General features: G+C 33.6%; 15 protein-coding genes and 1 pseudogene. All 16 read left to right on the top strand.

Going from position 1 to position 16057, the window contains the following annotated elements; all coding sequences use genetic code 11:
- Positions 1-48: 48 nt before the first annotated feature.
- The 16 genes and pseudogenes from HMPREF0581_RS00205 (at position 49) to HMPREF0581_RS00130 (ending at position 15799) form a co-directional block, all read left to right on the top strand.
- Positions 49-1740 (top strand): recombinase family protein, encoded by a 1692-nt coding sequence (locus HMPREF0581_RS00205; protein ID WP_036379258.1) that lies wholly within the window; start codon positions 49-51, stop codon positions 1738-1740.
- A gap of 67 nt (positions 1741-1807) precedes the next feature.
- Positions 1808-2560, top strand: coding sequence for an alpha/beta fold hydrolase (locus tag HMPREF0581_RS00200; protein ID WP_023353701.1), 753 nt, complete (start codon positions 1808-1810; stop codon positions 2558-2560).
- A 131-nt stretch (positions 2561-2691) separates the two neighbouring features.
- The gene (locus HMPREF0581_RS00195) at positions 2692-3012 is read left to right on the top strand and encodes a DUF3847 domain-containing protein (protein ID WP_036379254.1); all 321 of its coding nucleotides are present in this window, start codon (positions 2692-2694) and stop codon (positions 3010-3012) included.
- A gap of 237 nt (positions 3013-3249) precedes the next feature.
- Complete coding sequence (gene mobQ, locus HMPREF0581_RS00190; RefSeq protein WP_036379251.1) at positions 3250-4710, top strand: MobQ family relaxase; 1461 nt, start codon at positions 3250-3252, stop codon at positions 4708-4710.
- Between the two features lie 61 nt (positions 4711-4771).
- Positions 4772-5191, top strand: coding sequence for a nuclear transport factor 2 family protein (locus tag HMPREF0581_RS00185; protein WP_006627246.1), 420 nt, complete (start codon positions 4772-4774; stop codon positions 5189-5191).
- Positions 5192-5203: 12 nt separating this feature from the next.
- Complete coding sequence (locus HMPREF0581_RS00180; RefSeq protein ID WP_207637003.1) at positions 5204-5821, top strand: SAP domain-containing protein; 618 nt, start codon at positions 5204-5206, stop codon at positions 5819-5821.
- Between the two features lie 107 nt (positions 5822-5928).
- Complete coding sequence (locus HMPREF0581_RS00175; protein WP_006627244.1) at positions 5929-6093, top strand: transposon-encoded TnpW family protein; 165 nt, start codon at positions 5929-5931, stop codon at positions 6091-6093.
- 41 nt (positions 6094-6134) lie between these two features.
- Positions 6135-6629: pseudogene (locus HMPREF0581_RS00170) on the top strand (type IV secretory system conjugative DNA transfer family protein); the annotation flags it as partial.
- A 40-nt stretch (positions 6630-6669) separates the two neighbouring features.
- Entirely contained in the window at positions 6670-8496 is a 1827-nt protein-coding gene (locus HMPREF0581_RS00165; RefSeq protein WP_036379241.1) for a recombinase family protein, read from the top strand.
- An 86-nt stretch (positions 8497-8582) separates the two neighbouring features.
- On the top strand, positions 8583-8789 hold the full coding sequence (locus HMPREF0581_RS00160; RefSeq protein ID WP_015691091.1) for a helix-turn-helix domain-containing protein: 207 nt from the start codon (positions 8583-8585) through the stop codon (positions 8787-8789).
- A gap of 3 nt (positions 8790-8792) precedes the next feature.
- Positions 8793-9644 carry a DNA adenine methylase gene (locus HMPREF0581_RS00155; RefSeq protein ID WP_084645284.1) on the top strand — a complete coding sequence of 284 codons (852 nt, stop codon included), beginning with the start codon at positions 8793-8795 and terminating at the stop codon, positions 9642-9644.
- Between the two features lie 13 nt (positions 9645-9657).
- Positions 9658-11343: an AlwI family type II restriction endonuclease gene (locus tag HMPREF0581_RS00150; RefSeq protein ID WP_036379237.1), complete on the top strand. Its 1686-nt coding sequence runs from the start codon at positions 9658-9660 to the stop codon at positions 11341-11343.
- A gap of 10 nt (positions 11344-11353) precedes the next feature.
- Entirely contained in the window at positions 11354-12286 is a 933-nt protein-coding gene (locus tag HMPREF0581_RS00145; protein ID WP_242835175.1) for a toll/interleukin-1 receptor domain-containing protein, read from the top strand.
- Positions 12287-12370: 84 nt separating this feature from the next.
- Positions 12371-12634 (top strand): DUF3847 domain-containing protein, encoded by a 264-nt coding sequence (locus tag HMPREF0581_RS00140; protein ID WP_036379234.1) that lies wholly within the window; start codon positions 12371-12373, stop codon positions 12632-12634.
- A 502-nt stretch (positions 12635-13136) separates the two neighbouring features.
- Positions 13137-14771, top strand: a complete 1635-nt coding sequence (gene mobQ / locus HMPREF0581_RS00135; protein WP_036379232.1) for a MobQ family relaxase — start codon at positions 13137-13139, stop codon at positions 14769-14771.
- 275 nt (positions 14772-15046) lie between these two features.
- The gene (locus tag HMPREF0581_RS00130) at positions 15047-15799 is read left to right on the top strand and encodes a phage replisome organizer N-terminal domain-containing protein (protein WP_036379230.1); all 753 of its coding nucleotides are present in this window, start codon (positions 15047-15049) and stop codon (positions 15797-15799) included.
- Positions 15800-16057: the final 258 nt, after the last annotated feature.

The raw sequence follows: 16057 nt of genomic DNA, 5'->3' as shown, positions 1-16057 counted from the left end.
ATTTTAGGGACAGAGAAAATAATAAAACTTGGAAAGGAGGTAATTCTCATGTCAAATACGAAAAGAACAGGACAAACAGCCCTTTATGAGCGTTTAAGTCGAGATGATGAGCTTCAAGGAGAAAGTAACTCTATCATCAATCAAAAGCAACTACTTGAAAGCTATGCCAAAAGAAACGGCTTTGTAAATATCTATCACTATACCGATGATGGAGTAAGCGGAACAACCTTTGATAGAGAGGGATTTCAAAAAATGATAAAAGCAGTAGAAGAAAACAAAGTATCTACTGTGATAGTAAAAGATATGAGTAGGTTTGGCAGAGACTACCTCAAAGTAGGTTTTTACACCGAAATACTTTTCAAAGAAAAGGGAGTAAGGTTTATCGCCATCAATAACGGAATAGACAGTGAAAAACAAGCAGAAAGCGACTTTACCCCATTTCTAAATATCATGAACGAATGGTATGCAAGAGATACATCAAGAAAAATACAATCTATCTTCAGGGCAAGAATGGAAGAGGGGAAAAGAGTATCTCCAAGCGTACCATACGGCTATTACAGAAACCCAAAGAACAAACAGGAGCTACTTGTCGATAAAGAGAGTGCAAAGGTCGTAAAACGCATTTACAGGCTTGTAATAGAGGGATATGGAGTAACACAGATAGCAGATATACTAACCAAAGACAAAGTCCTTATCCCATCAGCCTATGCAGAAACCCATTATCCCGAAAATAACCATAGCTCAAAGAAAAGAGGAATAGAAGACCCATATTTTTGGACACCGACCACAGTAGGTTATATCTTAGAAAAAAGAGAATATATGGGGCATACTGTATTAGGAAAGACAATTAGTTTAGACTATAAAACCAAAAAAAGAAGAAAGGCAAAAGAAAATGAACTCATTATCTTCAAAAATACCCACGAAGCCATCATTGACGAAGAAACATGGAATAACGCCCAAAGGTTAAGAAAAACAGTGAGAAGAAGTCCAAAGTATGGTACAACCTCACACCCATTCACAGGGCTTTTAATCTGTTCCGACTGTGGAGGAAAGCTAAGCTATAGAGAGCCGGCAGAACATAAAGAAAAGAAGTACGATTGCGATTATTGTTTTGTATGTCAACATTACAGACACAGAAAAGGCTCTTGCAGTATGCACTACATCAAAGTAAAAACAGTAAATGAAATTCTCCTAAAATCAATCAAAGAAATCACAGACTTTGCAAAAGAAGAAAAGCAAGAGTTTCTAAAAGTGATGAACAAGTTATCCGACGAAAAAAGAGAAGAAAAGTATCAAGAGGATAAAGAAAAGTTAGAAAAACTGTCATCAAGAAATGCAGAGCTAACAACACTCATTACAAAGCTGTATGAAGACCACGCACTTGGTAAAATTCCTGTAAAACATTTTGACAGATTATTTAATACCTATGATATGGAGCAACAAGACTTAGAAAAGCAAATACAGTATTTTGAACAAGAAATAGAAAGCTATCATCAGAGAAAAGTTGATACCGATAAATTCTTAAAGATGATAGAAAAATATACAGATATTGAAAAACTTACAGTACCAATGATAAATGAGTATATAGAAAAAGTTGTAGTCTACGAAGCGACAGGAGGAAGACAAGGCAAATATAGAAAACAACAAGTTGATGTGTACTTTAACTTTATAGGTAACTGTCAAGTGCCACAGAGTAACTGTCAAGTGCCACAGAAAGTAGATATAGAAAAAATGGCTTAAAAGTGGTATAATATTATGAGTATTGAGTGAAGTAAATTAGAATTTGTACACAGGATGGATTAGACTAATGAATATACATGAATTTGGAAAAGGTAATGAACAAGCAATTCTGCTGATACATCCTTCTGTTGTAAGATGGGATTATTTTGAACATTTAATTCCGCTTCTCAAAAACAAATATCATCTGATTATTCCGGCTCTTCCCGGATATGATTCTGAGGATGAAAGTGACTTTACAAGCATTGAGAAGATCGCTGCCGAATTGAATGAGTGGCTTCAGGCTGAAGAGATTGCCGAATTGTATGCAGTATATGGGTGCTCGATGGGCGGCTCCGTTGCTTTAATGGTAACGCTTGGACAACTTATTCCAATCAGACACTGCATTATGGACGGAGGCATTACACCATATCAGCTACCATGGCTTGTCACACGCTTTATCGCCTTGAGAGACTATCTCATGATGATGCTGGGCAGGACAGGTGGAGTGCGCTTGCTTGAGAAGGCTTTTGCTACCGATGAATATTCGAAGGAAGATCTTCAATATGTTGCAGATGTTTTGAAGTGCTCCAGTAGAAAAACGTTATGGAGAACTTTTGACTCATGCAACAACTATAAGATTCCACAGCCCATTCCGAAGGTCGATACGCAAATGCATTACTGGTATGCCGATGGCGAAGAAAAGGAGCGAAAACTTGATATCGCCTACATGAATCAGCATTTTCCGCAAACAGAATTCAAGGTTTTGCCTAAACTGGGGCATGCAGGTCTTGTTTTATTGAAACCGGATTTATTTGTGACAATGATAAACGAATTGTTTTGAGACAGACAAATTCCAGTTTGTCGAAATGAAATAATTAAATAGAAACAATAGTATAGCAGCTTACGAAACAGTAAATCAAATCGGTTTACTGTTTTTTCTTTGCTCAAAACATAAAGAAAGGAAAACAGAAGATGAAAAACATAGACGAAAAAATTTTAATGACAGAAGAAGAAATCAAGCAGTTACAAAACAAAAGGAAAAAACTTATCAGTCAGCAGAAACAGAAGGAACGAAAAAAGAGAGATAGACGGCTTTATGAAAAAGGAGCAGTCTTTGAAAGTATCTTTACTGAAAGCAAGGACTTCACCAAAGATGAATTTTATCAGCTAATCACATATCCAAATCTCAAAGAAATAGTCAATCAAAAAATCAAGAAAATCATAGACAGCAGAGAAGAAAGTAAAAATCAAAATACAGAAAATCGAGAGGAAAGAATGGAAACAGAGGAATAGTCCCTTGTTTACAAGGGCGCACTTATACACCCTAAAGGGTGTGTGCGTTCTCCGAAGGCTCTTGCAGAGAGCATATCAGCTAAAGCTGATACAGGGGAGCTACACTCCCCTACGGAAATAAATTTCCTACCCCTTGTGTACTTACCAAAAGAAATCGGATAAAAACAATCCGATTTTTTTAGTAAGTCTTTATCATCGCCACCTTGCCCACATCAAAAAGAGAGGAGGTTTTTTCTTATGGCGATATATCATCTTTGCATAAAGATTATCTCAAGAGGTAAAGGCAAAAGTGCAGTAGCAGCTTCCGCTTATCGAAGTGGCGAAAAGATAAAAAACGAATATGACGGCATAGTCCACGACTTTACAAGAAAAGGCGGAATAGCCCATACAGAAATCCTATTGCCTCAAAATGCACCACAGGAATTTTCAGGCAGAGGAACATTATGGAATAGCGTAGAGAAAATCGAAAAGAGTAAAAACTCACAGCTTGCAAGAGAAATTGAAGTTGCCTTACCCAAAGAATTAGACAGGGAAAAACAGATTGAGCTTGTAAGAGAGTATGTAAAAGAAAATTTTGTGAAAGTTGGTATGTGTGCCGACATTGCCCTACATGATAAAAATGACGGAAACCCACATGCACATATTCTATTAACTATGCGACCGCTAAACGAAGATACAACATGGGGAGCAAAATCAAAAAAGGAATATATACTTGATGAAAACGGAGAGAAAGTAAAACTTAAAAATGGCAACTTCAAAACAAGAAAAATCAATACAGTGGACTGGAACGAACAAGACAAAGCAGAGCAATGGCGAAAAGCATGGACAGATATTACAAATAAATATCTTGAAGAAAATAGCATACAGGAAAAAGTGGATCACCGTTCCTATGAAAGACAGGGCATAGAACAAATACCGACCATTCATTTAGGCGTATCAGCCACCCAAATGGAAAAGAAAGGAATAACTACCGACAGGGGAAATATCAACCGAGAAATCAAACATCAGAATAAGATATTAAAAGAGATTGCAAGAAGAATAAAAGCCTTACTAAATTGGATAAGAGGAATAGGAAAAGAAGAAAAGGCAGAAACTGATAATCTCAAATCTACCCTCCCATTCAAAGAAAATTTGCTATCCGTTTTTGAAAATCTTATCCGTAAAAATGCAGATAACCATAATACAGATTTAGAACAATACATCGGAAGCTATCAATTCTTAAAAGAGAAAAATATCATTTCCGTATCTGAACTGAAAGAAAACATAGTTACTTTAAGAGATAAGAACTACAAGACCACAAGAGCTATTAAAGATACCGAAAAGCGGATTGACAATAAAGTACAACTTATCGACCACGCCGAAAAATATTTGAAGCATAAAGATACCTATACAGCTTATACCAAGCTAAAGAAAAACAAACAAGATACTTTCTACAATGAGCATACCGCAGAGATTATTTTGTTTGAAAGTGCCAAGAAATATCTGAAAGAATATTTAGGAGAAAGCAAGACCTTAAATATATCCAAATGGAAATCGGAAGTTGCCAATATGAAGAAAGAGAAAAATAGCCTATACAATCAAATATTAGAGATACGAGAGGAAGTAGAACAGGCTGAAAAAGTTAAGACTTGTATTGAACAGTTACAGGAACATTCAAAGCAACTAACACAGGTAAAACGGAACGAGTTAGACCTATAAAATCAAGCGAAAAAATGGTATGATATTAGACAAGTATTTGATTTTGGAGGTGCTTAAATTCATGGATGAAAGAGAGAAAATCATTCGTTTATGGTTTGATATGTGGCTTACACAACAAGACTTAGGAATAGATGATATTTTTTTGGATGATGTGATTTATATTGAGAGTTGGTGTCCTAAGTATGAAAATCGGCAAACAGTAAAGCACTGGTTTAATGAGTGGAATACAAGAGGAAAAGTTCTTGCGTGGGATATAAAGCAATTTTTTCATAAGGATAATCAAACTATTGTAGAATGGCACTTCAAAAATAAAATGAATGAGGGGAAAGTTGAAGAATTTGACGGTATCTCTTTGATTGTTTGGACAGCCGATAATAAGATAAAAGCGTTGAAAGAGTTTGGTTGTAATTGTAACAACTACAATCCTTACAAAGAGAGTGAAACACCATTATTTAGAGATGAAAAAGTAAATTGGTTTTGAGGAGATAAAATATTGATGGAAAGTAGACCTGAGTTTGACAAAATTACATCGTTTGATGAATTTACTAAATACTATTGGTATCGTGAAGAACTTTCACAGATATGCAAGTCATTAGGATTAGAATATAGAGGCACAAAACAGGAACTCAATTATATTATTGAGCAATACTTTAAGGGCAATTTGATTAAAAAATCATCAATAAAAAATGAAAAGAAGCAAGTGGAAAATATTACTTTAGATACACCATTACTTGAATGTGGTTTTTCTTTTAATGCAAAGTTCAGAGAATATTTCGCTGTTTTAACAGGTATCTCACCATTTAAATTTACTGCTGATATGGCAACAGTTTGGAGAAAAGTAAAAAGAGAAAATGATTTGAGTTTTACAATTCAAGATATGCTAAAAGTTTATTATGGGAAATCAGATTATGCAAAGTATGATAATTCGGTTTGTCAATGGAATCAATTTTTAAAGGATTTCTGTGCAGACGAAAATAGTTGCAACTACTCAAGCAAATTAAAAGTAGCTTCTATTCTTTGGAAAGAAGTCAGAAATTCAAGAAATGAAAAAATTTATTCAAAGAATCTTTTGACTGAATATGCCGATAAAATAAAAGAGTATTGCAAGTAGGATATTTTTAGCTTGCTAAACTAACAATTCAATAAAAGCTAACACGAAAGCAGTAAATCAAAAAGGTTTGCTGTTTTTTCTTTGCTTAAAAACGGAAAGGAGGACACATGGAAGAAGAAAAAAGAGTAATAAAAGAACCACAACATAAACAGTTAATAATGGATATTGGAAAAACAAAATACACCGTAAACCTACATTTCAAGCAAGGTACAGGGGAAACATACAAGGATAAAATACTAAAGCTAATCAAGAGAGAAACAGAGAAGATATAAATTTATCAAAAAAATTTTGTTTATGTCCTTGACAAATCTTCCCAAAAGGAACTATAGTCCTTGAGTACGGTAAGATGCTTGAAGATAACGGATATGAGATAAAAATCCTAAATACCATCAACTTCAAAAAGAGCATGAAGTACAATCCCTTTGCTTATCTTAGAAGTGAAAAAGATATACTAAAATTAGTACAGACAATCATCGCAAATACTAAGGGAGAGGGAGAAAAATCAGGCGAAGATTTTTGGGTGAAAGCCGAAAAACTCTACTACACAGCACTTATTGGCTACATCTTCTATGAAGCCCCAAGGGAAGAAAAGAACTTTGCAACACTTCTCGATATGATAGATGCTTCGGAAGTAAGGGAAGATGATGAAACCTATATGAATCCGATAGACAGACTCTTTGAAGCACTGGAAAAGAAAGAGCCTACACACTTTGCAGTGAAGCAATATAAAAAGTACAAATTGGCTGCCGGAGTAATAGAATTAAGAAGAACACTTCATCACTACTTGAGTGAAAAATGTTTTGCTTAATTCTTTTTTTATTGAAGAATTTGAGCGAAAGGAGGTAATCATGAGAAGTTATGAGAAAATAACCGCTTTGTATGAAAGGTTAAGCCGAGATGATGAACTACAAGGCGAGAGCAATTCGATCGTCAATCAAAAGAAAATTCTTGAAGAATATGCAAGCAAAAATAATCTATTCAACATCATTCATTTTACCGATGACGGAATTAGCGGAACCCAGTTTGACAGACCGGGATTTATGGCAATGATGAACGGAGTAAACAGTGGAAATATCGGTTGTATCATCGTAAAAGATATGAGTAGACTCGGCAGAGATTATCTAAAAGTCGGTCAATGTATGGAGATATTAAGACAAAAGGGCGTAAGACTAATTGCTATCAACGACAATGTAGACAGTTTTTACAGAGAAGATGATTTTACCCCTTTTAGAAATATTATGAATGAATGGTATGCAAGAGATACATCAAGAAAAATACAATCGACGTTCAAATCAAAAGGAGAAAGTGGAAAGCATACGGCAAGTTCTCCACCTTATGGCTATATCAAAGATGAAAAAGACAAAGATAAGTGGATTGTAGATGAAAAAGCAGCAGAGATAGTAAGGCGAATATTTAACCTGACCATGCAAGGCAATGGTCCGTATCGAATAGCAAAGATATTGGAAGCAGAAAAAATAGATATACCATCTTATCATCAACAAAAATTAGGCTACGGACTACATCAAAGCAAAAATTTTGAACATCCTTATCGTTGGTGTAGCTCTACAATAGCAAGTATCTTAAAGAAAAAAGAATACTTAGGACATACAGTCAACTTCAAAACAAGGAAGCACTTCAAGGATAAGAAAAGTAAATATGTATCTGAAGATAACTGGCTGATATTTGAAAATACCCACGAAGCAATCATAGACCAAGAAACCTTTGATAATGTACAAAGAATACGAGGAAATGTAAAAAGATACCCAGATGGTTGGGGCGAATATCACCCACTAACAGGACTAATGTATTGTGCTGATTGTGGAAGTAAGATGTATGTTCATAGGACAAGTAATTACAAGAATATCCCTTATTACAATTGCAGTGCCTACACAAAAGTACCTTGTGGAACACTTTGTCCATCAGCTCACAGGATAAAAGCGGAAGCCGTACTAAATCTTATACAGGAAACGCTAAAAGACATTAAAAAATACCTTGATGAAGATAACGAAGCCTTTATCCGTTCCATTCAAAATGAAATGGAAGAAAAGGAAAAGGTGGAGATAGAAAGGCAAAGAGCAAGACTGATTGATAATAAGGCAAGAATACAAGAGTTAGAAAGGCTTATGTGTCGTATTTACGAGGATATGATACTTGAAAAAATACCAAGCAGTAGATATGAGATACTTAATAGCCAATACGAAACAGAGCAAAGAGCTTTAAGCACAGAAATTAAGGAGTTAGAGCAACAGGTATCAAGATATGAAAAAGAAACAGACAGAGCAAGAAAATTCATATCTCTTATCAATCGCTATGAAAACTTTGATGAACTTACAAATACTATGATAAATGAGTTTGTAGAGAAGATTATCATTCACGAAAGGGATAGGAAAGGCAGTCAAAACTCAAAACAGAAGATAGAGATATATTTTAACTTTATCGGAAATTATGAACCGCCAAAAGAAGAATTGACCGAAGAAGAACGATTAAAGCTTGAGGAAGAAGAACGCAAAATCAATGAGAGAAAGGACAGGCTTCATCAAAATTATCTAAAGCGTAAAGCAAACGGAAAACAACAGGAATATGAGGAAAGGTATAAGGCAAGGCGAGAGCAGAAAAAACAGGAAAAGCTAAAGGTTTTGAAAAGGGCAGGGATACCGAAAAACGGTAATAGTTAAGAAAACTTAACAAATGTATATTATTAAAAACTTGCACTTTTGCAAGTTTTTTGTTATACCAAAAAATATCAAAAGGAGAAATTACAATGCAAATATCGTATCAGCCATTATGGAATTTATTAGAATATAAGGGAATGAAGAAGAAAGATTTAATGGAAATAGCAGATATGTCAGCTAATTGTATTGCTAATATGGGTAAAGGAGAATTTATATCTTTAAGGAATATCGCTAAAATTTGTGTTTCCTTAGATTGCACTCCGAACGATATAATGAATATTGAAAAAGGTGAATAGAATATGAAACCGATGTTGAAATATCGTGGAGGGAAATCACGAGAGTTATCAGAAATAAAAAAATATATACCTTCTTTTGAGGGTCGATATATTGAGCCATTTTTTGGTGGTGGTGCTTTGTTTTTTGACTTAGAACCACAAAATGCAATTATCAATGACATAAATATATCGTTGATGGATTTCTATAGAGGAATTAGAAATGATTTTCTTGATGTAAAATCGGAATTAAAAAAAATCCAAGTAGAATATGAAAAAAATAGAGAAGAGTTTGATTTTTTAAAGAAAACGACATTGAAGAAACATGTTGATGATAAAAATGAAGCTATCTATTATAAAATGAGGGATATTTTTAATGGAAATACAAAAAGTGATTTGCAAGTAGCAACTGTGTATTACTATATAAATAAGACGGCATACTCAGGGATGATAAGGTATAACAAAGATGGTAAATTTAATGTTCCTTATGGACGCTATAAAAACTTTAATACAGAAATCATTACTAAGGAGCATAGTGAATTATTAAAAAAGAGCGAAATATACTCTGTTAACTATAAAGATATATTTGCTATGGCAAATGAAGATGATTTTTTGTTTTTAGATCCGCCGTATGATTGTGTCTTTAGTGACTATGGAAATATAGAAACTAAAGATGGATTTACAGAAGATATGCATAGACAATTAGCACAAGATTTTAGGCGTTTGAATGCTAAGGCACTTATGGTTATTAGCAAAACGCCGTTAATAGAGGAACTATATGGTGATATGATTGTGCATGAATATGCTAAGGCATATTCAGTAAATATTAGGAATAGATTCAAATCAGAAGCCAAGCATGTTCTGATTACGAATTTTTAGAAAGGTGATTAGCGTGGCAAATTTAACAGGAAGTAGATATTTGTTTTTCACAACGTCTCCAAGAACTCCTATGAAGATGTTACCAGAAATAGAGGTATTATTTAATGAGTTTGAAGGAAAGGAATGGAATACAGATAATCAAATTAAATTTATGGAGTCTTTAGTTAAAGGAGACTTTTTTGAGGGAACAGGTGCAAAAGATTTAGCTTTCGCTGCAAGAGATAGGGTAACCAGGAGTCCTAAGGCATTAGGATTTGTTAGTTTAAAACCTAATATTAGTATAACAGAAGCTGGTAAAGAGTTCCTGCATTCAAAAAACAAAGAAGAAGTTTTACTAAGACAATTATTAAAATTTCAATTACCATCTCCTTACCATACTAAGAGTGCGAATGAAGATAACATTTTTAATGTTAAACCATATTTAGAAATTTTTAGGCTTATACAAAAGTTTGGGTCGCTTAGTTTTGATGAAGTAATGCTGTTTGGGTTACAGATGACTGATTATAATAGATTTGACGAGGTTGTTAATAAAATTGAGAATTTTAGAATAGAAAGAAGAAAAACGACTGATAGTTATAAAGTTTTCAGAGGCAAATATCTACAAAAAATTGTACTTGAAATTTTTGCAGAAGATATAAAAAATGGTAGAACAAAATTAAGAGAATCTAATGATAGTAGTATAAAAAATTTTGTGAAAACAAAAGCTTCTACAATGAGAGATTATACGGATGCTTGCTTTAGATATATTAGAGCAACAGGTATGGTTAATATATCTCAGCGTGGCAAATCTTTATCAATTGTTCCTGAAAAAAAGGAAGAAATGGAATTTATTTTGAACAGCATTGATAAGCAACCAATTTTTGCAGAAGATGAAGAGAAATATAAAAAATACTTATTTAATCCTTTACTTCCTAAATTGTTTACTGATGATGTTGAAAATCTGATTAAAAAAATACAAGAATATGATAGGTTGCCATACGATGAATTAAAGAAATTATCTGTTTTAGAATTAAAAGATAAATTATATGTTCTTAGAGAAAATAGAAAAGTTGATATTCTTGATTCACAAGTGAAATCAATAAAGGACTATAAGAGATATGATGATATAGTGAATGTATTTACTGATATAAAAAATAAAGATTTATATGATATTCCTTTAATGCTTGAGTGGAATACTTGGAGAGCAATGACAATGATTGATGGTGGACATATAGTTGCAAATTTGAAATTTGATGATAATGGAGAGCCTATGTCTACGGCACAAGGCAATATTGCAGATATTGTTTGTGATTATGGTGATTTTGGACTGACTGTTGAAGTTACTATGGCTTCGGGAGCAAGGCAGTATGAAATGGAAGGGGAACCAGTAACAAGGCATTTGGCTAAATTAAAAAAAGATAGTGATAAAAATGCTTATTGCCTATTTGTTGCTCCTAAAATTAATGAAGCATGTATAAGCCATTTTTATATGTTACACAAAACAAATATAAAATTCTACGGTGGTAAATCGGTAATAGTTCCTGTCGAGCTAAGTACATTTGAAAAGATGTTAGAAGATTCTTATAAAGCAGATTATATACCTAATCCTAAACATGTTGAGAATTTATTTAAATATTCTCAAGATATTGCTAACAACTCAGTAGATGAACAAGAGTGGTATAGCAAAGTAACCGAGAAAGCTTTAAATTGGTTAGCTTAAAATACTGGAGGTGAGTTATATAGATACTATCAAACCACGAGTTTTTATTTCATATTCATGGGAAGATGAAGAACATATTGAATGGACAAAAAGACTTGCTAATTGTTTAATAGAAAATGGTGTAGATACTCATATAGACCAGTATGACTTAGAACTGGGAGATAGACTGCCACAATTCATGGAACAAGAAATAACAAATGCGGATTATATATTGATTATTTGTACACCGAGTTATAAAGAAAAAGCAAATAATAGAAAAAGCGGTGTAGGATATGAGGGGCATATTATAGCAGGAGAATTATTTCAAAACCAAAATGAAAAAAAGTTTATACCGATAATTAGAAAAGGACAAATAGACGAATGTTTACCAACTTACCTGCTTGGAAAGCTTGGTATAAACTTTAAGAGTGATGATAAATTTGATGAAAATTTAAAAGATCTCCTTGCTACAATTTATGGGCAAAAAAGCAAGCCCAAACTTGGCGTTATGCCTATATTTAATAAAAATGTTAATACAGACAAAGCGAGTAAAGAAGATGAGGAAATAAAAATTATTGGCATTATAACTAATGAAGTTACTGTGCCGAAAATGGATGGCACACGAGGTTCGGCGTTATATAAAATACCGTTCAAGCTTTCAAGGATACCGAGTAGATTGTGGGAAGAATTATTTATTCAATCGTGGAAGTGTCCTCCAAGATTTACAACAATGCACAGACCTAAAATTGCAAGCGTAATAGGTGATAAAATTATTTTAAATGGAACTACCATTGAGGAAGTTAAATCTTATCATAGAGATACATTGCTACTATGTGTAAATGAAGCTAATGCAAAAGAAAGAGAAATAGAAAAAAGAAATCGTGAACTTGAGCAAAGAGAAAGATTAAAAATACAGAGCCACTATCAAGAAATTGAAGATATTTCAAAAGATATAGAATGGTAAAAGTATTTAGTACTAAAAAGCGATTAAGAAATAGAAATCTTAGTCGCTTTTTCTATGCCTAAAATTTGAAAGGAGATGATTTTTATGGATACCAAAATAGAATTTAAAAAGATAAAAGCAGAGATTGAAAGTAAACAAGAGGAAAAAGAAAAATACGAAAAGAAATTAGTTCAGCTTCAAAACAGGGAAAAAGAATTAAAGAAAATGGCAAATCTTAAAGAGAGAAAAAAGCGAAACCATAGATTGATAGAACGAGGAGCAATTCTTGAAAGTTTTATCGAGGGAGCAAGCGAGAAAACCAATGAGGAAATAAAAAGTATCCTACAAGAAGTATTTCAAAAAAGATGACTGAACAAATCGTTCTGTTAGGTACTAAATATAAAAAAGCAAGGACAATAGTATAATCGCCAATCCCTTAGATTTTCTAAGGGCGCAATTATACACCCTTTAGGTGTCCTTGCGTTCTGCGAAGCTAATACCCTTGCAGGGAGCAAAGAAAAAAGCTGAAGCATTTTTCTATATCAAGACCAAAAGATAACTGAATATAATCCATTCGCTTTTTTATCATCAAGGGTAATACCCTCGCCTAATTATCTCAACAACTCAAATAAATTTTCGTTGGAGGTAATTGGCTGGGGCAGCCTCAGTGCATTAGCTATCGCTCACCCTTGACAATAAAAATTTGAAACGGATAGCTTACATTAAGCCGACATACTGAAACAACAAAAGTTAAAAGTATAGTCGGCTTTTTCTATTGTATCGTTTCAAAACGCTCATTCAGTTTACAGAAAATCAAAAGTATTTTTAATACCGACATCTAAAACAACAAAAAAATAAGGAGATGATACAAATGGCAAACAATTTTCACTTTAGTATATCAATGATAAGTAGAGGAAAAAGTAAAAGTGCAGTCGCAAGTGCAGCCTATATATCCTGTGAAAAAATAACAAATGAATGGGACGGAGTAACCCACGACTATCACAACAAAAAAGGACTACTTCATTCAGAAATATTCTTGCCGGAAAACATACCAATTAACCTAAAAGATAGAGCAACTCTATGGAATATTGTTGAACTAAACGAAAAAGCAAGCAATGCCCAGCTTGCAAGAAACTTTATCATATCCCTACCAAAAGAATTATCCTTTGAAGAAAATAAGAAACTCATTACAGACTTCATACAGGAGAACTTTGTATCAAAAGGAATGATAGTAGACCTTGCCATACACGATGAAAGTAATGAGGGTAACAACAATATTCACGCTCATATAATGACAACCCTTAGACCGATAAATGAAAAAGGACAGTGGCAAGCAAAGTCAAAAAAAGAATATATTCTTGATGATTATGGCAATAAAATTCTAAATAAAAATGGGAAACCGAAAACAAGAAAAGTTGAGCTGACAGACTGGAACGATAGAGGTAACGCAGAGAAATGGCGAGAAAGTTTTGCCACTCTTTGCAATCAGTATTTAGAGAAAAATAACTTTGAAAAAAGAGTAGACCATCGTTCCTTTGAAAGACAGGGCGTAGAAGAAATCCCAACCATTCATTTAGGAGCAAGTGCCAGTGCCTTAGAAAGAAAAGGTATTGAAACGGATAAAGGGAATATCAACAGAGAAATCAAAAAGCATAATTCCTTAGTCAAAGCTATTAGAGAAAGAATTACAGAACTCACATCTTGGATAAGTGATTTTTCAAAAGCCTTATTTGAAAAGTACGAACAGTATAAACAGACAAGGCAAGATGAAATAGATAACAAAGCAGAACTCTTTAATCTCTATGAATACATCTCAATCTACAATGATATACAGGGAGAAAAAACAAAAAATCTATCCTACTATGGACAGATAAAAAAGGGAAATGCGGACCTTAAAAGGTTTGTAAAAGCAATCTATTATTTGAAAGACAATAACCTTAGAACCATAGCTGACCTACAAGAAAAGATAAACACCTTACAATCCCAAAACAAGAAAATCAGTCAAGACATTAAGGCTAAAACTACAAGAATAGAAAGCCTAAATAAGTGTTTTGTATATGCAGACATCATTAAGGATAACAAACAAATCTTTGAGGAATGGAACAGCAAGAGCCTATTCAAAGATAGCTTTTACAATTCCCATAAAGAACAGATAGACAAGTACAAAAGAGCAAGGGCAATCCTTGAAAAGATAACAGGTTCATCGGCTATCAAGTCTAAAGATTGGCAAAAGGAAATTGAAAATCTTGAAGATGAAATTACCAAGCTAAACAATCAATCTCAATCCATCAAAGAAGAATACGAAAGTATTAACCATATCAAATATGCAGTTAAGACTGTTAATGATGATTATGGCATAGATTTATCCATTGAGATAGACAAGGCAATTAAGAGAGGAGAAAAGCCGAGCGTTATTGCACAGCTAAAAAAATACCAAGAGCAAGGTGCAAAATATGAGCAGAGAAAAGAAAAAACAAAAGATTATTACAGAAATGAAGAAAGATGAAATCCTAAAATAGGACAACATTTAAGTGGGTGAACAAATCATTCAGTCATATAAGCTGACACCTTGTTTCAATGCATAAGGCTTCGTACCCATTATGGGAACGCAGGTATAAGCTGATACATTGTTTTATAGAATAAGGCACATTTCCATTTTGGGAATATGGGTGTAAGACAAGTCCTTGTTTTAGGGACTCATATAACTGATGTCGTGTTTCACGATGGTAGGGGGGTAACGATTTGTTACTACCTTTTCATAAGAAAAGAGAGGAGATAAAAATGGCGGATAAAAGATATTATTGGCTAAAGTTAAAAGAAGACTTTTTTGCAGATATTCGTATGAGAAGACTTAGAAAAATATCAGCAGGCGGAACATACACAATTATCTACTTGAAATTACTTTTACTAAGCCTAAGAGATGAGGGGAAACTATATTTTGAAAAGGTTGATGAAAGTTTTATTAAAGAGTTGGCACTTGTGATTGACGAAGCAGAAGATGATATTGCATTAACTCTTCAATATTTAGAAAGAGTAGGATTGTTAGAAGCTATAACGGAAGATGAGTATTTTCTTACAGAACTACCAAATCTAATTGGAACGGAAACAGACTGGGCAGCTAAAAAAAGAAGATACAGAGAGCAAAGAAAAGTATTAACAGATAGGACAATGTCCTCACCTTGTCTACTTGGTGTCCGACAAGAGAAAGAGAAAGAGATAGATATAGAGTTAGAGAAAGAGGGAGAGAAAGAAAAGGACAAAATCCTACCCCCAATCCTTTATGGAGAATATCAAAATATCCGCTTAACCGATGAAGAATACCAAAAGTTGCAAGGTAAGCTGCAAGCTCATACAGATACGATGATTGAAAAGCTATCAAGATATATCAAAAGTTCAGGAAAAGACTATCAAGACCATTATGTAACAATCCTTAATTGGTATGAACAGGACAAAGAGAAACTAACACAGAAAAACATTCAAAATGTAAGTTCTAAAACCTACTCAACCGACTATGAGGATAGCGACAGTCTATAACTATCATATAACGAGGTGGAAAGGTGTTTTTAGAGCGTTAAAGCCAAAAGAGGTACAGAATATGGATAAGACAAAAAACAAGCCTTAAAACGCATTCCACCACTTAACAGGAAAAAGGAGAATGAAAGTTATGAATAACAGAGATAATCAAAATATGGTAACTACAAAAATAGAGGGTACAGATTTTACCTACAACAAAGAAACGCACTATGAAAAAGACGGACATATCTATTGCAAGGCTTGTAATGAAAGAATAGA

It is taken from the genome of Mogibacterium timidum ATCC 33093, from assembly GCF_000525775.1.
In the GTDB taxonomy this organism is placed as follows: domain Bacteria; phylum Bacillota; class Clostridia; order Peptostreptococcales; family Anaerovoracaceae; genus Mogibacterium; species Mogibacterium timidum.
Note: the sequence above shows the minus strand (reverse complement) of the source record. Positions and strands in the feature narration are given on the sequence as shown.